General features: G+C 27.2%; 19 protein-coding genes. 4 read left to right on the top strand and 15 right to left on the bottom strand.

What is annotated here, in order from left to right:
• Window positions 1-5: 5 nt before the first annotated feature.
• Genes ABJG40_RS05445 through ABJG40_RS05430 form a run of 4 tightly spaced genes read right to left on the bottom strand, consistent with a single transcriptional unit; the run spans window position 6 to window position 5,801 of the window.
• Window positions 6-3,383, bottom strand: coding sequence for a hypothetical protein (locus tag ABJG40_RS05445; protein ID WP_348023561.1), 3,378 nt, complete (start codon window positions 3,381-3,383; stop codon window positions 6-8).
• Window positions 3,384-3,440: 57 nt separating this feature from the next.
• The gene (locus ABJG40_RS05440; RefSeq protein ID WP_348023560.1) at window positions 3,441-3,938 is read right to left on the bottom strand and encodes a methylated-DNA--[protein]-cysteine S-methyltransferase; all 498 of its coding nucleotides are present in this window, start codon (window positions 3,936-3,938) and stop codon (window positions 3,441-3,443) included.
• Complete coding sequence (locus ABJG40_RS05435; RefSeq protein ID WP_348023559.1) at window positions 3,938-5,032, bottom strand: hypothetical protein; 1,095 nt, start codon at window positions 5,030-5,032, stop codon at window positions 3,938-3,940. Before ABJG40_RS05435 ends, ABJG40_RS05440 begins: the two co-directional genes overlap by 1 nt.
• 4 nt (window positions 5,033-5,036) lie before the next feature.
• Window positions 5,037-5,801, bottom strand: a complete 765-nt coding sequence (locus ABJG40_RS05430; protein ID WP_348023558.1) for a TatD family hydrolase — start codon at window positions 5,799-5,801, stop codon at window positions 5,037-5,039.
• A 101-nt stretch (window positions 5,802-5,902) separates the two neighbouring features.
• On the opposite strand from ABJG40_RS05430, the gene ABJG40_RS05425 reads away from it, so the two are divergent.
• On the top strand, window positions 5,903-7,255 hold the full coding sequence (locus ABJG40_RS05425) for a DEAD/DEAH box helicase (protein ID WP_348023557.1): 1,353 nt from the start codon (window positions 5,903-5,905) through the stop codon (window positions 7,253-7,255).
• On the top strand, window positions 7,255-7,620 hold the full coding sequence (locus tag ABJG40_RS05420; RefSeq protein ID WP_348023556.1) for a Na(+)-translocating NADH-quinone reductase subunit F: 366 nt from the start codon (window positions 7,255-7,257) through the stop codon (window positions 7,618-7,620). Before ABJG40_RS05425 ends, ABJG40_RS05420 begins: the two co-directional genes overlap by 1 nt.
• 348 nt (window positions 7,621-7,968) lie before the next feature.
• Here the strand turns inward: ABJG40_RS05420 and ABJG40_RS05415 are convergent, their stop codons facing one another.
• Window positions 7,969-8,817, bottom strand: coding sequence for a flagellar motor protein MotB (locus ABJG40_RS05415; protein WP_348023555.1), 849 nt, complete (start codon window positions 8,815-8,817; stop codon window positions 7,969-7,971).
• Window positions 8,818-8,933: 116 nt separating this feature from the next.
• Between ABJG40_RS05415 and ABJG40_RS05410 the strand changes: the two genes are divergently transcribed.
• Both ABJG40_RS05410 and ABJG40_RS05405 read left to right on the top strand, forming a co-directional pair.
• Window positions 8,934-9,926, top strand: a complete 993-nt coding sequence (locus tag ABJG40_RS05410; protein WP_348023554.1) for an FAD:protein FMN transferase — start codon at window positions 8,934-8,936, stop codon at window positions 9,924-9,926.
• A gap of 73 nt (window positions 9,927-9,999) precedes the next feature.
• Window positions 10,000-11,277 (top strand): hypothetical protein, encoded by a 1,278-nt coding sequence (locus tag ABJG40_RS05405; protein WP_348023553.1) that lies wholly within the window; start codon window positions 10,000-10,002, stop codon window positions 11,275-11,277.
• 3 nt (window positions 11,278-11,280) lie between these two features.
• Here the strand turns inward: ABJG40_RS05405 and ABJG40_RS05400 are convergent, their stop codons facing one another.
• From ABJG40_RS05400 to ABJG40_RS05355, 10 genes are all read right to left on the bottom strand, one after another.
• Window positions 11,281-12,051 carry a methyltransferase domain-containing protein gene (locus ABJG40_RS05400; protein WP_348023552.1) on the bottom strand — a complete coding sequence of 257 codons (771 nt, stop codon included), beginning with the start codon at window positions 12,049-12,051 and terminating at the stop codon, window positions 11,281-11,283.
• 5 nt (window positions 12,052-12,056) lie between these two features.
• Window positions 12,057-12,866, bottom strand: a complete 810-nt coding sequence (gene map / locus ABJG40_RS05395; protein WP_348023551.1) for a type I methionyl aminopeptidase — start codon at window positions 12,864-12,866, stop codon at window positions 12,057-12,059.
• 58 nt (window positions 12,867-12,924) lie between these two features.
• Window positions 12,925-13,326, bottom strand: coding sequence for a hydrolase (locus ABJG40_RS05390; RefSeq protein WP_348023550.1), 402 nt, complete (start codon window positions 13,324-13,326; stop codon window positions 12,925-12,927).
• The gene (locus tag ABJG40_RS05385; protein ID WP_348023549.1) at window positions 13,326-13,850 is read right to left on the bottom strand and encodes a thioredoxin family protein; all 525 of its coding nucleotides are present in this window, start codon (window positions 13,848-13,850) and stop codon (window positions 13,326-13,328) included. The genes ABJG40_RS05390 and ABJG40_RS05385 overlap by 1 nt, the downstream gene beginning before the upstream one ends.
• A gap of 15 nt (window positions 13,851-13,865) precedes the next feature.
• Window positions 13,866-15,383: a 2,3-bisphosphoglycerate-independent phosphoglycerate mutase gene (gene gpmI / locus ABJG40_RS05380; protein ID WP_348023548.1), complete on the bottom strand. Its 1,518-nt coding sequence runs from the start codon at window positions 15,381-15,383 to the stop codon at window positions 13,866-13,868.
• Window positions 15,384-15,688: 305 nt separating this feature from the next.
• Entirely contained in the window at window positions 15,689-15,940 is a 252-nt protein-coding gene (locus tag ABJG40_RS05375) for a hypothetical protein (RefSeq protein ID WP_348023547.1), read from the bottom strand.
• 50 nt (window positions 15,941-15,990) lie between these two features.
• A complete protein-coding gene (locus tag ABJG40_RS05370; protein ID WP_348023546.1) occupies window positions 15,991-16,767 on the bottom strand; it encodes a M48 family metalloprotease in 777 nt (258 codons plus the stop codon).
• A gap of 140 nt (window positions 16,768-16,907) precedes the next feature.
• Window positions 16,908-17,588: an ATP-binding cassette domain-containing protein gene (locus tag ABJG40_RS05365; RefSeq protein ID WP_348023545.1), complete on the bottom strand. Its 681-nt coding sequence runs from the start codon at window positions 17,586-17,588 to the stop codon at window positions 16,908-16,910.
• Window positions 17,581-18,501 carry an ABC transporter permease gene (locus tag ABJG40_RS05360; protein WP_348023544.1) on the bottom strand — a complete coding sequence of 307 codons (921 nt, stop codon included), beginning with the start codon at window positions 18,499-18,501 and terminating at the stop codon, window positions 17,581-17,583. The genes ABJG40_RS05365 and ABJG40_RS05360 overlap by 8 nt, the downstream gene beginning before the upstream one ends.
• Before the next feature lie 239 nt (window positions 18,502-18,740).
• Window positions 18,741-21,038, bottom strand: a complete 2,298-nt coding sequence (locus ABJG40_RS05355) for a S41 family peptidase (protein WP_348023543.1) — start codon at window positions 21,036-21,038, stop codon at window positions 18,741-18,743.
• Window positions 21,039-21,356: the final 318 nt, after the last annotated feature.

The raw sequence follows: 21,356 nt of genomic DNA, 5'->3' as shown, positions 1-21,356 counted from the left end.
AAAATCTAAAAAATTGCTTTTAGTTGAATGTTTCCTGTATGTATTGTTTTAGAGTTTTCGCTTTTTCTGCCCAAATAATTTAAATTTAGATTTAAAAATGGGTTTAATTTTTTATTAAATAAAATAGACCATGTATAATTTTGTCCTGATTGAAAACCTTCTAGCATTTGGTAAGCAACAGGTGTATTTGTATCTCCAGTAAAGTCATTTAAAAACACATTTATATTGGCAGAAATTTGATTTTTTTTACTGCTAATGTAAAAATATTCAAATCCAAATTTTTGTTGATTTAATTGCTCGAAATCTTGTAGTTGATTTTCTTTGTTTTTAAAGTGGTAAAAAGCAGAAAACCGATTATTGTTATTGTATAAATAACTTACTTTTGGTTGAATTTGGTTGGTGTTTATATTGTAATTTCTAGTATTAAAATTTTCTGTTTTTAAATCATTTTTAGATGTTTTTCCCATCAATTCAAACAACCAAAAAGAAGCGAATTTATGTGCGTAATCTACTTGATGTAGTTGTATGTTATTTTCTTGGCTACCAATAAAATATTGTTGTTTGTTTCTGTTTTTTCCAAAAGTGTAAGTGATACTGTTTCTTTGAAGATTTTTATTAAAATAGATACTGTTTCTTAAATTATAATTTAGACCAATTAATTTACTCTCATCAAAATCAAAAGGATTAAAATTGAAGGAGTTTCCTATTCTCTGTTGCTCATTTTCTACTGTTAAAAAACTTTGATTGTAAAACTTAGAAAGCAGTTTTTTAATGCCGTTTTTAGAGTTCCAAACTTTAGGATTTAGAGAGATAGACTGTGTAAATTTTGCTCTTTGGGTAGCTATAAATTGCAAATTAGGTTTTGGTAAACGTAAATATGCTGCTTGATCTTGAAATTCTGCAATTTCAAACTCATCAAAATCTTGAATCCCATCAGAATTATAATCAATCCAAGTGTAATAACCCAAACCAGGTTCTGTTTTAATGTAAATATATTCTTGTCTAGCAACATTTCCAGAAGAGGTTTCATAAACGGTACTTAAATTGATAAAATTATTCAATATTTTTTGATTATAAATAACTTTAGAATTTAATGATTTTTCATTTTCTGTAAATTGGTTTTCTGTTAACCTGTAATTGACAAAAACATTTAAATTGGTTTTCTTATTTTTAATTAATTTACTGTTTACATAATAGGTTTTTCTATTGTTAATTTCGGTAAAAGTATTTGCTTTTATACTATCATTATTTCTGTAATTAAAACCAAATTTAGCAAATACATTTGTACTGTCTCCAATACCAAAATAGGTTTCTATTTCTTTAAATCGATGACTTGTATTTAAGTATTCTTTACTAATAATATTTTGTCTTGAATTTGTTTCAAAATTAATAAAAGTACCCAGCCATTTTTTGTTTAAATTTTGTTCTGCTTTTGCTTTGGCTCTAAAAAAAGAATTGTCTTCTGTAGTTGAGGTGTTTGTTAAAAAACTACCATTAATATAAAGTGAAGTGTTTTTTAAATTCATTTTAGACTGCAACTCATGTTTACTACCTTTAAAAGTATTTGGATAACTTAAATTGTTATATCTGTATAAAATAAAATCGTTGTTTTTGTTTTGAAGTGTAAATTCAGATTGAAAGTAATTTTTTGTAGCATTGTTGGTAAGTATGTTCCAGTCTCTATTAAATTCTACAGCTTCCCAACCTTGTTCTGTATTAAAATTCTGTTGAACATATTCATGAGAAATATTACTTTTTAATTGCCATTTTTTATCAATTAAAATTTGCTGCCAGTTCAATTTTGCAGCAACAGCTACATTATTATCATTATCTATAGAAGAAAATAAATTTGAATCATTATTACTAATGGCAATTTCTGTGTTAATTCTTGTTTTTTTAGTAGAATTATAATCAGATTTTAAAACAAAAGTTTGATATTTATTAGGTGCAGTTAATTTAATAATTGGGCTATAATTTCCTTGATTTACGCCAACATAAATAAATATATTACCAACAGCAGTGCTTCTATCTAATTGATAATTTCCTTTATTAGAACCAACATCTGTAAAAGTTACAAAATAAAGTTCATCAGTAGAATTTTGTGAATATTCAAATGTTTCCACTGTACCTATAGTTGTTTTTTTATAGAGCACTTTATTTTCGTCAAAAGCATCTAAAAAAGCACTTTCTGCCACCATTAAATCTGTATTATTACCAGCATTTGCTAAAATTTGTTTTTGACTTTCTGTTAAACTTTGTTGTAAAGGTTGGTTTTTAGCATCGTTTTCATTGTAAAAATAGGCACTAACATTTAGTTTATCACTATTGTAAGTAGCTTCTTCATAAGTTACAAAACGCGAATAATTTCTGTCTGAATATTGAAATTCAACAGCAATTCTCATATCATTTGTAATAGGATATGTAGTATTAAATATAATTTCTGCCAAATTATAGTCTATAACATAATCTTTATCTTCACCTCGTTCAATAAGAATTCCATTTATATATACTTGTTCACTACCTTCAATAATTAAAATTGCGGGTTCATTATTTATTCCATAAATTTTATATGGCCCTTGGTTTCCTTCACTACCAGTTACTTTGTATCTGTTAAATTTACCTCTAACAACAGCCCCAGAAGCTGCAACCTTTAAGTTTTTATTGATATTTGCTTCTACTCGTAAACCTGCAATTTGTTTACTAATTGGCATAAAATAACTGTCATTATTTTGCAAAGAAATATCTCCTGCTTTTACACGCCAAGTATCTGTAAATATTTCAATAAATATTCTATCAAAATCTGTTATGTTTTGCGAATATCCATTTTCTTGGATGGGTATATTTGTGTCAAAAATATTGGCTCTTAACGTAACATCTTTAGAGAGTTTACCAGAAATTTCTAAATCTAATGCAGAATTTGTAACTGCGTTTTGATTATTACCAGAAGTAACGCCTCTAGAGATAAAGCCTTTTGTTTGTAGCCCATCAAAAAGTTTAATTTCTGATGCTTTTTTGTTGGTTGTTAAACTGTATAATTTACCAGTATTGGTACCATTAGCAACAATTAAATTTTTATCGAAAGAAGTATAAACTTTTGTAATAAAATCTGGTAGTTTTAAATATTCTACTGTAATTTCTGAATACTTATTTGCGTTTATAATTAATCTAGCGTTACTAAAATCTATTTTATATTCTGATGATTTTATTGCCTGTAAAGCGCTGTTTAGCACTCTAAATTTATTTGGGTTTAAAGCCACAGAATCTAATTGAATTGTGTCTTTTTTTACCAAGATTTTTTTAACTCTAAAATCTGTAGAAGAGTTTTGAGATTGGATAGAAAACCCAATAAAAAGTAATAAAAAAAAGAGAATTCTTTGTGTCATAAAAAACAATACAATCTTAACGTAAAAATATGTTTTTTAATATTCTGAAAATAAGAATTAAAAAAGAGATTGTTGTTTTACGGGGTTTTCATGCGCTAATAACCACTTTTTACGCCAAATTCCGCCAGCATATCCTGTTAAAGAGCCATTAGAACCTATAACTCTATGGCAAGGAATAATAATCCAAATTGGGTTTTTTCCATTTGCAGATGCTACAGCTCTAATTGCTTTTGCATCACCTAAAGCTTTACTTTGTTCTAAATACGTTTTTGTTTTATTAAAAGGAATCTTCAATAATTCTTTCCAAACTTTTTTCTGAAACGTTGTACCTTGTGGATTTAGTTTAAGGCTAAAATTAGTTCTACTACCAGAAAAATATTCTTCTAATTGTATTTTACACTCTAATAAACATTTTGGATTTTTGGTATTTGTTTCTTCTTTTACAATTGAAAATTCATCATCATTTAAAACAGAAACAGATTGAATTCCGTTTTCATCACCAACAATTTTTGCAATACCAAGAGGTGTTTTATAATATGTAGTTTTTAAACTCATTAATTAATAGATAGTAATCTGCCTTCAATACCATAAGCAATACCAATATTAATACTATATCCTTTTAAATTTGGATTGAAATTAGAATTGCTCATAAATAATTTTGCTCTTATATAACTATTACCTTCTTCTCTTATGTTAAAGATTGAAGGAGTAAAATTAACTTTTTTTCTGTTTTTAAAATCAAAATTTAATCCAAAAAATGAAGCTCCATTTGTAATTTCATCTTTGTTTTTTTCTTTATTTACTTCACCTAAACCTAACAGTCCATAACCCACAAAAGGTAATACTCTAAATTTATTTGTTTCGTAAATAGGGTATCCTAAAGTAATGTTTAAGTTGGCAATGGTACTTTTATTTCCTTTTTCATTTAGAAAAGTATTATGTACAATATCTTCATTTAATTTACTGTTAGTAAGTGCCATATTTAATCCCATAAAAAATCTTTTATAAGAAAACTCAAAACCAAAAGTTAAGGCTATAGTATTGTTTAAAATTTCTTTAAATTGATCTCCATAAAAAGTGTAATCTATTCCACCATTTAAACCATAGGTCCAATTACTTTTTCTAAAATTTGGCAATTCGAAAGCAGCTGTTTTTAATAACTCTAAATTTGTTTGAGATAGCCATTTTGCAGTAACATCTTTATCTATACCATAATTTCCTTCTTCTTGAAAATCTAAAATATTTCTATCTAATTGATGTTTGATATCGCTAAATAAAGATTTTACAGTATAAATGTTTTCTAAAGCAAAAATTCTTTTTTGTAGTTTTCTTTTATAAATTTCTACAAGATTAAAAATTACTTGGTTATAATTTAAATGATGTTTGTCTTTTAAATTATTGTGAACAAAAGATAAAGATTTGTCTATATATGCATCAGAAAAAACACCTTCATAAATAACATTATCTATAACTTTTTTATCTGTTTGATATAGTAAAACATAGGCAAGATAAGAAGTGTATTGTTTTGTAGGTTTTGCTTGAAAATCAGACCAATTTAAATTACCTTCTAACCAATATTTTCTATATTCTTGCGCTTTTGTGTTAAGTGAAAATAAGATTAGTATAGCAATTATATAATACTTTTTCATTGAGTTAAATTTTAAAAATTTCTTTAGAATTTTGAGTTGTAATTTCTGCAATTTCTTTATAAGATAGCCTATAAATGGCTACTAATTTATCAACAATATTTGTTATGTAAGCACTTTCGTTTCTTTTTCCTCTAAAAGGAGTAGGGGCTAGGTAAGGAGCATCTGTTTCTAAAACAATGTGTTTTATATCTATTTCATTTAAAAATTTATCAATTTTACCATTTTTAAAAGTAACAACTCCTCCAATTCCTAATTTCATATTATAAGAAATTGCTTGTTTGGCTTGTTCTAAAGTTCCTGTAAAACAGTGGAAAATTCCTCTTAAATCTTCGCATTTTTCAGATTCTAAAACCTCAAAAATTTCATTAAAAGCATCTCTACAATGAATGTTTATGGGTAACTTTCTTTCTTTTGCCCATTTAATTTGAGTTCTAAAGGCATCTTTTTGTTGTTCTAAAAAAGTTTTATCCCAATATAAATCCATTCCTATTTCACCAATAGCGTAAAAATCTTTTTTATCTAGCCATTGTTTTACTTTTGTTAACTCTTCTTTGTAATTTTCTTTAACAGAAGTTGGGTGTAATCCCATCATAAGAAAAACATTGCTTGGATAATCTTTTTCAAGTTGTAACATGCTTTCTGTGTAAGTAGAATCTATTGCTGGAATAAAAAAACGAGAAACACCAGCGTCTTTTGCACGTTGCATCATTTCTAATTGATCTTCTTTAAATTGATCTGAATATAAGTGGGTATGCGTATCTGTAATCATTTAGCTTAAAAATTTCTGCGGTAAAATTACGAATAATTCTTACTGAAAACTGCTATTGTTTAGCGTTTTATAAAACGTACCTTTGCATAAAATTATTTAGAATGACTTTTACAGATTTAGGGATTTCAAAACAATTACAATATGCTGTTGATGATTTGGGTTTTGTAAATCCTACACCAATACAAGAGCAAGCATTTTCTGTTGTAAGATCGGGTAAAGATGTTGTAGGGATTGCGCAAACAGGAACAGGTAAAACTTTTGCTTACATGATGCCTATTTTGCAAGAATTAAAATTTTCTAAGCAACAACACCCAAGAGTTTTGGTTTTGGTGCCAACTCGTGAGTTGGTTTTGCAGGTAGTAGATGAAATTGAAAAATTATCTAAATATATAAATACTCGTGTTTTAGGAGTTTATGGTGGTACCAACATCAACACTCAAAAACAAGCCATCTTACAAGGACAAGATATAATTGTTGCAACTCCAGGACGTTTATACGATTTAGCATTAAGCAATGCTTTAAAGTTAAAATCGATTCAGAAATTGGTGATTGATGAAGTAGATGTTATGTTAGATTTAGGTTTTCGTTTTCAATTAATGAATATTTTTGATGTGATTCCGGAAAGAAGACAAAACGTATTATTTTCTGCAACTATGACAGAAGATGTAGATGCCTTAATTTATGATTTCTTTAAAAATCCTACTAAAATTTCTGTTGCCGTAAGTGGAACACCGCTAGATAATATAGAGCAAGTTTCTTATAATGTTCCTAACTTTTTTACCAAAGTTAACTTATTACATCATCTTTTAGCAGATAAAGAAACGTTTAATAAAGTTTTAATTTTTGTTGCTTTTAAAAGAACTGCAGATTTATTATTTAAACATTTAGAAGAAGTGTTTAATGATGAGATGTGTGTAATTCATTCTAACAAAACTCAGAATTATAGAATTCGTTCTATTAAGCAATTTGATGAAGGTAAAAATAGAATTTTACTAGCAACTGATGTTATGGCACGTGGTTTAGATTTTGATAATGTTTCTCATGTAATCAATTTTGATACTCCAGATTTTCCAGAGAATTATATGCATAGAATTGGTAGAACTGGTCGTGCAGAAAAAGCCGGAAAAACCATACTTTTTTCTACAAATAAAGAACAAGAGTCTAAAAAAGAAATAGAAACTTTAATGGACTATAATGTACCAGTTTTAGAACTTCCTGAAGAAGTAGAAATTTCTAAATTGTTAACAGAAGATGAAAGACCAAGAGAAGATCAAGGAATTTCTAAGAACAGAACTTCTTTAGAATATACTCCAGGACCAGCTTTTCATGAAAAGAGCGAAAAGAACAGTAAAGTTAACTTAGGAGGTTCTTATAGAAGAGAAATTGCTAAAAAATATAAGAAACCAAAAACTAGAGGAGATAAAAATTACAACAAACGTAATAAGAAAAAATAATGCAAATTTTAACCGAGCAAGAATTACACCATTTAGCAATGAATATTGTAGGTAAAAAACTTACAAAAATGGGTTATGAGTTTCAGGCTATAAATAGTCAGTTAAAAAAACACCCTCAGTTTGTGTTATTTAAAAAAGGAGAACCTACTATTTTTGTCTTGGTAAAAGCAACAAAAAATATTCAAAACCCTAATGAATACGATCTTCTTTGGATGGAAACTTTTAAAAATCATGCAAAAAAACAAAATGCCAAAGTTTGGTTTGCAGGTGTTGGTTTAGCAAATGCACAAAGTGTTGAAAGCCCAGTATTTAAAAATCAACCTTATTATGAAGCTTTTGATGATTTTATTAAGATTATAGAATAAAAATGTTTAAATTTTTTTGAAGAGAGGGGTGTTTTTTTTAATTCTCTATATTGTAAATAGTTATTTTATTCGTTTGTAATATTCTGTAATAATTCCACTATTATAGTTTGTTCTTCCATTATGAGTTTCATATCCTGACTTAAATGTTTTTTTTCAAATTATCAATACTTTGTGAATACAAAGTTGAAGAAATGATACAAAATAAATATACTAGGACTTTTTTTTTCATAATTGTTTACAACATAAAGATAAAAAGAGTTTTTTAATGCATTACAATTACTTCAATAAAAAATATATAACAAAAAAACCATCTCTTTGAGATGGTTTTTTAACTATTAAAACTAAATATTATTTAGTTGCATCTTGCTCTAATAAATCAAAAAACTGATTTAATTTTGGCATAATAATAATTTTTGTTCTTCTGTTAATAGCTCTGTTAGCGTCAGTATCGTTTTCAACTAAAGGAACATATTGGCTTCTACCAGCAGCAATTAATCTTTGTGGTTTTACACCATATTTATATTGTAATATTCTTGTAATTGAGGTTGCTCTTTTAGCAGATAAATCCCAATTGTCTTGTAAAAATTCAGTTTTAATTGGGTTAGAATCTGTATGCCCCTCAATCATAACTTCCATTTTAGGTTGCCCTTTAATAACTTTTGCTATTTTTTCTAAAACAGTATAGGCTTTATCAGTTACGTTGTAACTTCCACTTTTAAATAATAACTTGTCAGAGATAGAAATGAAAACAACTGTTTTTTCAACATTTACTTCAATATCTTTATCTTGTATGCCATCTGTTAAGTTTTTAGTTAAATGATATTTAATAGCAAGGTTTAATGAGTCTTTTTGAGTCATTGCCTTTCTTACACCATTAATATATTTATCTTTTTCACTTAATTGAGAAATTACATTTTTAATATTATCTGAAGATGATTGTGTTAAAACTGTTAAGTTTTCTACTTGTTTTAAAGCAACTTTTTTATCTTCTTTTAAAGATTTTACCTGCTCTGTTAAACCAAAAACTTGCGTAGATTCTTTTTCATTTTCTATTAAACACTTTTGTAAGTTGGCTTTTACATTTACTAACTCTTTTTCAGTTTTGGAATGTTCTGCTTGTAAAGCCGCAAATTCTTTTTTAGTCACACAAGCGCTAACTAAAATAATAGTTAATAACAGTAATGATATTTTTTTCATCGTTTAAAGATTAAATTCAGTTAACAAATTTAGCAAAATGTATCTACAAAAAAGTAATATTAATGATATTTTATGAAAATTTTATGTACTATTTTTGTTTACATAAAATAAATCTAATGATACTTAAAAAAAATCTTGTTTTTATTAATATTATTTTAATATTGCTATCTTGTTCTAAAGAAGAAGTAACCAAAGATTACACTTTAAGAGGTCATGTTTTTGGAACAACCTATAAAATAGTTTATTTAAATGCGACAAATAACTATCAAAAATCGATAGATAGTTTGTTTTATTTAATGAATAAATCTCTATCTACATATATACCTACTTCAGATATTTCTAAAATTAATAGAGGAGATTCTACAATTGTTGTAGATGATTTGTTTACAGAAGTGTTTCAAAAGTCAAAAAGAATTTATAAAGAAACCAATGGTTATTTTGATCCTACAGTTGGTAATCTAGTAAATGCTTGGGGTTTTGGACCAAAGAATGTAAAGAATAATTTAACGGAAGAAGAAGTTAAGCAACAAATGCAATTTGTAGGCTTAGATAAAGTTTCTATAGAAAATAAAAAAATTAAAATGCAAATTTCTGGAATGTATTTAGATTTTAATTCTATAGCTAAAGGATTTGGAATTGATGTTGTAGCTCGTTTTCTAAATAATAAAAAAATTGGAAACTATTTAGTAGAAATTGGTGGAGAAATTAGAACAAAAGGGAGTAAAAAAAATAATAAACCTTGGTCTGTTAAACTAGTAGACCCAATAAATAAAGATGGAAATAAAGGGTATGTAAACTTAAATTTGTCGAATAAATCTATGGCAACTTCAGGAAATTATAGAAAATATAGATTGACAGAAAAAGGACAAAAGTTTGTACATACAATAAATCCAATAACTGGTTATGCAATAGAAAGTAATTTGTTAAGTGCCTCTGTAATTGCTAGTTTAGATTGTGCAGATGTAGATGCTTATGCAACTTCTTTTATGGCTATGGGATTAGAAAAAGCTAAATCATTTTTAGAAAAACACAAAAATATAGATGCAATTTTATTATTTATTGATAAAAAGGGAACCTTAAAAGAATATAGAACAAATACTTATAAGTAGGTATGTTTGTTAGTGTTTTACAATGTATTTTTGTTATATTGCGTTTTTATAACCGGGGATAACTACAACTACTATGAAAAAAATAATTTTAGCATTTTTATGCTTACTTACTTTTGCAGTATCTAATGCTCAATCTAATAAAGATATTGCTAATGTTTATGTTAAAAGATCTTTTGAAAGCCTTGAAAGCTTAGATGTAGACCTTTCTTTAGAGCATTTTAATAAAGCCATGAAATACATGGATACTATTACATCATCTAAAGTTGCAAGATTAGGTACTATTATTCATTACGAATTAACCAATTTTGCAGAAGCACAAACTTACGCAAAACAATATTTTTTGTTAGTAAAAAATAAAAAAACAGAAGAATATTTAAATTTCTTAGATTTATATGTAAACATTAATGAAGAATTAGAAGCGCAAATTGCAGAGCAAAAGAAAGTAGAAGAAGAGCGTTTAAGAAAAGAAAAAGAACTTAGAAGAATAGACTCTCTAAAAACTATCTGGAAAACAAAATCTGAATCTCTTTCTCTTAAAGTTGATAGTATTTATAAGTTTGATAAAAATAACTTAGCTATTTTTAAAGCAAATAATTATTATGGTATTATAAATGATAGTGGAGAGATTATTTTAAAAGCAGATCTTTATAAAGATGTTTTAAGTTTTGATGGTTATTTTGTTTTTAAAAATAAAGAACAAGAGGCTACAAAAATTTATTGTTATAATACAAATGATAAATCTGGTTTTTTATTACCAAGTCCTTCAGATTTTAATATGCTTTCTACTCATTATGGGCAAGTAATGTTACCTAGAGGAAATGGTAGGCTAGTTACTTATCCAAATAACTCTTATGCACCAATGGTTTACGATTTAAACGTAAAGAAAAACGTTAAAGTTGCCAACAAACAAGATTTGTATAAAAGCTTAAAAAAGAACGATATTATAGATAAATATAATAAAGATGATGAATTAAAAATTAATAAAGAATGGTATAATTTTGGAGGTCATTTAGGAGGTGGAATTCATCCTTTATACATAAAAAATAACTATAAAGTTCACTCTTTTTTGTGTTCTGTTGATGGAAAAATGTTACGAACTACTACAAGATATCAATTTATTGGAGCTTTTTATAATAATAAGTTTCAGGCTATAAAAGACAATGAATTTGTTTGGATTAATCAGAATGGAACTAAAGTAAGTGCTCCAGATAATGAATCTGGTGTATATGCAGGAAACACAAAAGTAGTTAAGTTAACTAACGGTTCTTATCAGCTAAATAAAGACGGTGTAATTATTTTAGGAAATGAGAAGTTAGAGAAAATGGCAGAATTTTTAAGAAGCAATAAATAAAATTTATTTCTTATAACATACAGGAAGAATTTCGTTCTTCATTAAACAAAATCGTTCTAGTTTTTCTGGAGCGATTTTTTTAGTGTAATCAATTTCATCAACCTTAAATCCTATAGATCTAAGTTTATTAAAATAATCTCTTCCATATACCCTTACATGATCATATTGTCCAAATATTTTTGTTCGTTCTTTTTGATCAGTTATTGAATCATCTTCAAATGTTAAATCTCTAGATAAATCTTGCGGAATTTGAAATATGCCCATACCATTGGGTTTTAAAACACGATAGAGCTCTTGCATTGCCTTTGTGTCATCTGTTATGTGTTCTAAAACATGGTTGCAAAAAACAACATCAAAAATGTTATCTTCAAAAGGTAAATTACAAATATCGGCTTTAACATCTGCTATTGGAGACTCTAAATCAGAAGTAATATAATCTAGGTTTTTTTGTTTTCTAAAAATGTCTAAAAAACATTGCTCAGGGGCAATATGTAATGTTTTTAATTTTCTTTTTGATGTAAAAAAAGTAGTTTCATCTTTTAAAAACAACCACATTAATCTGTGTCTCTCTAAAGATAACGTAGAAGGAGAAAGTGCATTATCTCTTTGTTTTTGATACCCATAAGGTAAAAATTTACGAAAACTCTTACCATCTATAGGATCAGTAAACTTGTTGCCTTTTAAAGAAAATGCAAGAATAGGTCTAACCAAGTAGCTTGCTTTTATTAACCAAGGTCTTGGTATTGTATTTAATATGGTTTTAAATATCGACACCTTTTTTAAGAATCTGCTCTAAATTCATCTTCTTCATTTGTTTCAATACCTAATGCGTCATGAACATATTTAAAAGTTGATAATAATTCTGGTTTACCATTTACAATTGCAACATCATGCTCAAAATGAGCAGAAGGTTTGTTGTCTAATGTTGTAATTGTCCAACCATCAGCATGTTGTCTTATTTTATGAGTGCCTAAGTTTGTCATTGGCTCTATGGCAACAACCATACCTTCTATAAACTTTTTACCTCTACCTCTTTTACCATAATTTGGCATTTCTGGATCTTCATGCATTTCTCTTCCTAATCCATGACCAACCAATTCTCTTACAACTCCATATCCATTATTTTCAGTAAATTTTTGGATTGCATAACCTACATCTCCAACTCTATTTCCTGCTTTAAATTCACGAATACCAACATATAAACTTTCTCTTGTTATATCTAAAAGTTTTTTTGTTTCTGGCGTAATTTCTCCTACTGCAAAAGTATACGCATGATCTCCATAAAAACCATTTTTTAAGGCACCACAATCTATCGAAATAATATCTCCTTCTACCAAAGGTTTTTTATTAGGAATACCGTGTACAACTTGATTATTAGGACTCATGCATAATGAGTTTGGAAAATCATATAAGCCTAAAAAACCAGGTATGGCTCCTTCTGCTCTAATAAAGTCTTCTGCAAGTTTATCTAAATACAAAGTAGATACTCCAGGTTTAACTTCTTTAGCAAGCATACCTAAAGTTTTAGAAACGATTAATGCACTTTCACGCATAATTTCTATTTCTTCTCTTGTTTTTATTTTAATCATTGTAAAAAAATTGAACCGCAAAGTTACTACATTTTAGATAATTAAAAACAAAGTTTGGTTATTTGAAAAAAGAGAAAAAACCTTTTTTCTTTTTTGTTGGTGGTTCATAATTAAATATAGCTTTATGTATAGCTGTCCATCCTAGAAAACCGCCAACATTTCTGTCATCTATAAATAAGTCTGCATGAATTTTACGACTGTATTTTTCATCAAAGACTTCTTCTGGGAAGTTTTTATTTACAGCATAAAACTCAAGACCATTTTCTTTACAAAAAGCCACAGCTTCATCTAACTTTTTACCACTTCTATAAGTCCAAAGAATTAATCGATGACCTTGTCCTTGCAATCTTTTAAGTGTGTCAAAAGCAAAAATTATTTCTTTACCAACTTTAGGATATGCATCTTCTACGATAGTGCCATCAAAGTCTACAGCAATAATAAGTGGATTATTAGGCAGCATTAGTTATCGTAAGAATGTTTATAAGCTTGTTCAGATACAATTTTTAGTATATCTTTTTCTAGTGTTTTTCTAGCGTATTCTACATATCTACCAATTTCTTTACCATCTTTATAAAAGATAAAAGTTGGTACTCTTTTTATGTTTAAACCTTCTTGTAAATTATCTGGTGTTTTTTTACTTCTATTTACTGTTACTAATTCGAAGTTTTTTAAATTAAAATCTGCTTGCTCTAATATTTTATAAAAGCGAGGTGTTTCTCTTTTACTATCTCCACACCAGGTTCCCATAAATCCTTTTATCTTAATTCCTTTTAATTCTTTTTTTAAAGAAGAAATTGTTGCCTCATCTGGTTTGTAAGTTTCAAATTTTTGAGAAAACCAAGTATTGTATGGAGTTTGATTAAAAGATTCTTTATTAGCAAACCCAACCAAATCGCCACTTTTATTTTTTTCTGCAGTAATTTTTTGTTGTGCAGTACAAGAGGTTAAAACAATTGTGAATGCTAGTAAAAGAATCTTTTTCATTTTTTTAAATTTATATTATAATAAAGAATGTTGTGTCATTTCTTTAGGTTGTTCTATACCTAATAGATCTAAAATTGTTGGTGCTACATCACCCAATATACCATTTTTTATTGATTTTATTTCTTTGTCAATTAAAATAAAAGGTACTGGATTGGTAGTATGTGCTGTATGAGGTGATCCATCAGGATTCATCATTGTTTCGCAGTTACCATGATCTGCAATTAATAACGTTGAATAACCATTTTCTAAACCAGTTTCTATTACGGCTTTAGCACATTCATCTACAGCTTCACAAGCTTTTATTGCTGCTTCCATAATACCTGTATGACCAACCATATCCCCATTTGCAAAGTTTAAGCATACAAAATCTGCTTCTGCTTTTTCTAAATCTTTACATAATGCATCTTTTAGTTCGTATGCAGACATTTCTGGTTTTAAATCGTAAGTAGCTACTTTTGGTGAGTTTCTTAAAATACGAGATTCGCCTTCAAAAGGAGTTTCTTGCCCTCCTGAAAAGAAAAAAGTAACATGAGGATATTTTTCTGTTTCTGCAATTCTTATTTGCTTTTTACCAGCTTTTGATAAAACTTCTCCTAGGGTATTTTTAATATTATCAGTATTATAAATTACATTTATTCCTTTAAAACTTGCATCATAAAGTGTAATTGTTGTGTAATATAAATCTAATTTTTTCATTCCAAATTCTGGAAAATCATTTTGAGACAATGCATTTGTTAATTCTCTACCTCTGTCTGTTCTATAATTAAAGAATAAAACAACATCACCTTCTTTAATTTGAGCTTTTGGAGAACCATCTTCATTGGTTACAATGATTGGTTTATGAAACTCATCTGTTATACCTGCTTCGTAATTTGCTTTTACAGCCTCAATAACATTAGTGGTTTTGGTTCCAACGCCATTAACAATACCATCATAGGCTTCTTTTATACGTTCCCATCTATTATCTCTATCCATAGCGTAATAACGACCTGTTATAGTTGCAATTTCACCAGTACTTTTGTCCATATGTTCTTGTACTTCGTTTAAGAAATAAGGAGCAGATTTTGGATCACAATCTCTACCATCTGTAAAAGCGTGTAAAAACACATTGTTTACTTCATTTTCTTTGGCAACATCTAAAATACCTTTTAAATGATTTATATGTGCATGAATACCTCCATTAGAAACTAAACCTAATAAGTGTACTTTTTTGTTATTTTCTTTAGCGTATTTAAAAGTATCTAATAATACTTTTTCTTGCCCTAAAGTTTTTTCTTTAACGGCTTTATTTATTCTTGCTAAATTTTGATACACAATTCTACCAGCACCTAAATTCATATGCCCAACTTCAGAATTACCCATTTGTCCTTTTGGTAAACCCACATGTTCTCCATCTGTTCTTAATTCAGCATTTGGATATTGATCGTATAATCCGTTAATAAAAGGTGTTTTTGCGTTGTAAATAGCGGATACTTTAGGGTCTTGCGTAATTCCCCAACCATCCAAAATCATAAGTATAACTTTCTTGTTCATTGTTTTAAATTGAACAGTAAAAATAAGAAAGATTTTTGGCTTGACTTTAATTTTTTTACGAAACCGTTAGCGTAATTAATTTAATGAAATTATAGGTTTAATTTTTAACATTTATAATTCATTTTGTTAAATAAGATGTTTTTTAAACCTAAAATGAAACATTTTCTTTTTTAAAAAGTCTATATAATATACAATCTATTAAAAGCTTTGCATCCCTAGTTTTTAAAGGTTTACTTTAGGTAATTGTTTGAATTAATTAAGCTAAAGACAAAAAAGAGAGACTGTTTTATACAGTCTCTTTTTATTTATATTAAGAAAAGTAAAATAATTAGTAAAATAATTAGAAAAATTATTTTTCTTTTAAAATTAGTTTCATTTTCTTTTTGTATTTTCTCTCTAATTTTCGTCAACTCTAAAGGAGAAGCTTTTTTATCAAAATGAAGTTTACTTTTTTTGGTTTTTTTATGGTTTTTAATTTTATCAAAAGTAGAAACACGTGATCTTTTATTAGCTTTTAAACTTGTAATCATGTGTGTAATAAACCCTTCTCCAGCCATAATTTTTCTTTAACTATAAGTAGCTGAAAACCAAAAAATGTTACAAAATATTATTTTTGATATCTTCTAATGGCTTCTTTAATTTTTTCAATTCTATTTTCTGGATCTGGATGCGAGCTTTGAAATTCTGGTATTCTATTAGGGCCAGCAGCAGCTTTTAATATTTCCATAACGCCAATTAAATGTTCTGGGTTATAACTCGCATCAATCATTAGTTTTACCCCAATTTCATCGCTTTCTAATTCATCTCCTCTACCATTTTTAAGCAGTGTTTTCTGTCCAATTCCGTTTGCTAAATCACCTAAATCCGCTCCAACAGAAGCTCCCATTGTAAGTAATTTCCAAAAATTGGCATCTGTAATTCTTTCATTAGAATGTTTTCCTAAAACATGCCCAATTTCATGACCTAAAACTCCTGCTAATTGATCTTCATTTTTTAATTTAGAAAATAAAGCATAGGTTATAAATATTTGTCCTCCTGGAAGCGCAAAAGCATTAATTGTTCTTTCGTCTTTCAGTAAATGAAACTCGTATTTATAATTAGATTTTTTTGCTATAGAATTATCAACTAATTTTTTACCTACCTTATCAACAAAGTCTTGTAATTGTTGATTTGGATATAAACCACCATGTTGTTGTGCCATTATAGGTGCTTGCTGTAAACCAATGGCAATTTCTTGTTGTGGAGATAAACTAATTGATTGTGATTTACCTGTGTAAGGATTAACTTCACTTTGACTACATTTTTTTAAATAAGCAAAAGCAACTATGGCAATACCTATTAAAAGACGAATTTTAAATTTACTTCCACCTCTATTTAATATCATTTTTAATTTTGATTTTTTGTTTGTTGCGTGTTTTAAGGAACTAATTTAGTAAATAATTACTAACAAAGAAAGTCCGCGAGGACTTTCGTAAGTAAGCAAAAAGCTAGCAATAAATTATATACGGTGTTGCCAACCGTTATTTATTTCAATTCAAGTTTGTCAATTCTATTTCCAACTGTAAATTCTTTCATTTCATTTTCAAGTTTATTAAAATCTGCTTGTTTTACTTTCTTCACAATTTCTCCGTTTTTCATTAAATAGATTTCGTCACAAGTTTCTGCTAAAGTTGAAAATATATGAGATGAAATAATTACTGTTTTCTCTAATTTTTTAAATTTTTTTATTATTTCAGTTATTATTAAATTACTTTGAATATCAACTCCATTAAAAGGTTCGTCAAGAATAAACACATTATTTTCCTGTAAAAGTATTGCAGTTAGAGCCAGTTTTTTTTTCATTCCAGTAGAGTAGGTTGAAGCATATTGTTTTAATGGTAAATCAAATATGTTTTTATCCTCAATATTGGTTAGTTCTTTTTGTCTTGCGTTAGCAAGTAGTTGTATATATTCTTTTCCGGTAATTTTAGAGAAAAAGAATGGTTCTGTTAATAAAAGTCCTAAATGGTCTTTTAATTTAGTATAATCAGATGTGATATTTCCTTTATAGTTTTCAAGTCCAGAAACACACCTAAATAGAGTTGTTTTTCCTGCTCCATTTTCTCCAACAATTCCATATATTTTTCCTTTCTTAAATTCTAAATCTATCGAATTTAGAACTTGTTTTTTACCATAAAACTTTGATAATTTTTCAATTTTAATCATTTAAAATGGTATTTAGTTTTTTAATAGATTGTGAATAAAAAAGAGGAATAAATATTAAAAGTATTGGCGGAAAGGCAAAACTTATTGCAATTAAAATTCCTTGAGACATATTCATTTCGTTTGGAAAAGATGAATATTTAGCAAAAATTATTGTAGTGAGATAAGCATAGCACAAAAGAAAAAATACAATTAAAATATCTATTTCATTAAAAAAATAAACAGCTAATGTAATTATAATTGGTAAGCTTAAAAGTGAAAAATAAATTAAGCAAGTTTTTGTCTTTTCTAATAAAAAATCTTTAGATGACAAATTGTAATTCCAAACAAAATATTTATTTTCAATTTTTGAATAATAAGAAAAAGAGGTTATTCCAATTAAGAGCATAGAAAAAATACCAAGATTAAAATTTCCAACTGAAACTGAAATATAAGTTAAGAAATAAGCTATTGGGAAAACATAAAATGTCTTTCTAAAGCCAACTGTAAATTCAAAAGGTTTTTTGCTGAATGGTGTTGGAATTGCTACATTTAGATTTGCGCTGAAGTTGAATAACATTATAATAATTACAGATAAATTTAATATTACAGAAAAGATAATTTGTTTTTTATAAATTAAAAAAAATGTAAAAGGCAAACAATAAATAATGTTTTCTAATATTCTCAGTTTTTTGTAGTTGTATTTATTAAATATAGATTTTAAAAAATCATTTCTTTTAGGTTCATTTAATTTTGAAATGAAACTGATTGCAAATAATACATAAGCATAATTAGCAAAATCTGTTTTTTTAAAGAGGTAATTAGATAGAAAAATAAAAACAAAAGGTAAAAGTGTATATCCAATCAAAAGAGGAATTCCAAAATCAATCATTTTTCTGTTTAGCATTTTAAATTGAAGTAGGAAATATTCTTTCATTCGCAATTTTTTGTAGATGATGGCTAACGTCTCTGTATATGAAACGTAGCGTGTAAATAGACACTGTTGTTTCAGATTAAACCCAAGCCGAATTTTTATTTTTTCTATTTATCTTTTAATTTATAAATATACAAAAATAAAAATTTGGCGGACTGAATAAAGAAGCGAAAAACTCGCGTAAAGCCAATGATAGCTATGTTTTATATACATTGTTGGCAACTGGCTTTATTTCCGATTGTTTATTCCTCCAAAATATAGTTCAATAATGGGTCATTTCTATTTATTATATCTAATAATTCTAATTTAATTTTCTTATCTGGAATTATCCCTTTATCTAATGCTAATTTAGGTACGTTGACAGATTCTCTTTCTGTACCTATTTGCAAACCAAGTTTTGTGTTTTTTAACGATGCTGTTCCTCTACCTGGATGCGTACTGTAAGTGCCTCCTGTTTCTTCACCTATTATTGTTGCTAATTTATTATGCTTTATAACGGCTAACAGTTGTGCTGTAGCAGATGCACAGCGTCCATCTGTTAACATATATACCTTGAGATTATTAATATTATTGACTGTTTCGGGTTTTACATATATTGTTCTATTTCTTCTTATATTCAAATCATTGTTTTTATAAAAGGTAATTTCTTTATCAATAATATAAGATAGAATCTGATTAGTGCATTCTGGGTTTCCTCCTCTATTTCCTCTTAAGTCAAAAGCCACTTTACTTATATTTTTATCTTTTATCTGTTTCATATAAGTATCTATCTTTTCTTTAAAAAAATCAATATTTTCTCGACCTCTTGGGAAGTAACTAAAATTCTTAATCTTTATTATAGCAGTTTTCTTTTCTTTATTAAACTCTATGCCCAACCTTGGCTTATTGTTTATTTCTTCTTTGTAATTAGGGGCTGGTTCATCAATAATAAAAGATGTTGAAATTATTTTTTTAGAATTGTAAGGTTTAAATTTTATTTTGTATTCAGAATCAAAACCAAAATAACTGTGGTAGTAATATAAAAAATTCACATTCAAATCTCCTCTATAAAAACTTTGATTAAAAGCATCAGCAGAAATTGTTGATTTTAAAGTTTGTAAAATTTCACTTGATGAGATTCCGTTAATTTCTAATATTTCAGAACCTGCATCCATTTCAATATTTTCTACACAATTGTTTATTGCATACATTTTTTCGTTTTCAAACCATACAATTAATGGTAACCAATATTTTTGAGGTGTTCTAAAAAAGCGAGTATCAACTATGCGTGTATGTAAACAACCTAAACTTGTAACTATTGGTGAGGTTAATTGATAAAATTCCTTAACAGTCATAGAATCTTTTAATTTATCTCGTTGCATATTCACAAGCTTTTCATAAGATTTTTTGTCAATAAATTCAAACTGTGATGGATGTTCTTTTAGTGTTTCTAATAATTGATTAAAATCTTCAATTAACTTATCTTTTTCAATCTGTTTATTAAGGTTTTTAAGAATTGAATCCTCAACTTTTTTATTTGGTATTGTATGATGGTATTCGGTTTTTAAAATTTGTATTGGATTTTTTGTGTCATAAACATATTTTACGCTTATAACATCTCGCTTCTTTAATATTTTGTTATGAGTGTCATAACTACCACGTTCAATCAAATTACCAAAACTATCAAACTTATATTTTGAATAAGCATCATTACTTCTTTTATCAACTTGATAGTTCCCATCTAAATCAACTGTTGCATATTTTAAACAATTTCCATTTTTGTCATATGTTGCAAAACCTCCAGCAGTTCCAAGAAAAGAGCCAACTGTAGGTTCGTGTTCTGCGTTAAAAAACTTAAAACTAATGAGGTTGTCATTTTTATCATACATGGCTTTATCTGTAGCTATTCCTGTTTCATCATTTATTAATTTCAACTTTTTATCTACATTATTCATTGAAAGTAATAATCCTTTATCATTGAATTTGTATAACACGTTACGAAACTTATAATATGGTCGCATAGTTATATTTACTCCATTTTTATCTTTTCTTGTTTCCAATACAGAATTATTATTAATGTGTTTCCAAGTATATTCAAAAACATTCCAGCTATTATTTATAGGCTCATCATTTTTGTCATAAAACTTTAAACCAACTCTTTTTCCTTTTTTATTATAGTAATACACTTCCTTAAATACTCCCATTCCATTTTTTGTTGGTTTATTATTAACGTCAAAAAACTGTCGTGTTTCTGTATTTTCGGTATATATTATTTGAGTTTTTGATGCCAATGCTCTTTTACCATCAAGAATACCACTTCTATTTAATTCAATAAGGCTTTGATTGTATTTATATTCAACTAATATTAACCTATTTAGTGAATCATAGTCTAACTTAAAATAATTTCCATTTTGAGCTTCCTTTTCTGTTAATGGTATTCTTCCTTTTGTTTCAGAATAAGGTGTTTCACGAAAAACGAGATGTTTAAAATATGTTGTTGTTTGAGCTTCTGTAAGTAAACTACACGATAAAAAAACTATTGTTAAAAGGAAATGCTTCATAGAATGGGATATTAAGTGAATAACAAATATAACTAAATTTTTAGTTTAAACTAAAAATTTAGTTATATTAAAAATATTGTTGATTTTATATTGATAACTATTTAATAGTTACCAATTGTTAACACTCTATTTAAGACAATATTTTTGTTCTATTTCCTTGTCTTCATTTATCTGATGTTTGTATTATACTGATATAGGTTGACCTTTTTTTAGGTTTATTTATCCCGTTCAAAAGCTTTTTTTAGCCGTTTAGAAGGCAAAAAATATTTTGAACTAGTTTTGTATTTAAATAGTTAGTTCAGGTAAATTTACATTATT

Source organism: Polaribacter sp. (genome assembly GCF_039939415.1).
Taxonomy (GTDB): Bacteria; Bacteroidota; Bacteroidia; order Flavobacteriales; family Flavobacteriaceae; genus Polaribacter.
This window is presented reverse-complemented; position numbering and strand designations above follow the sequence as displayed.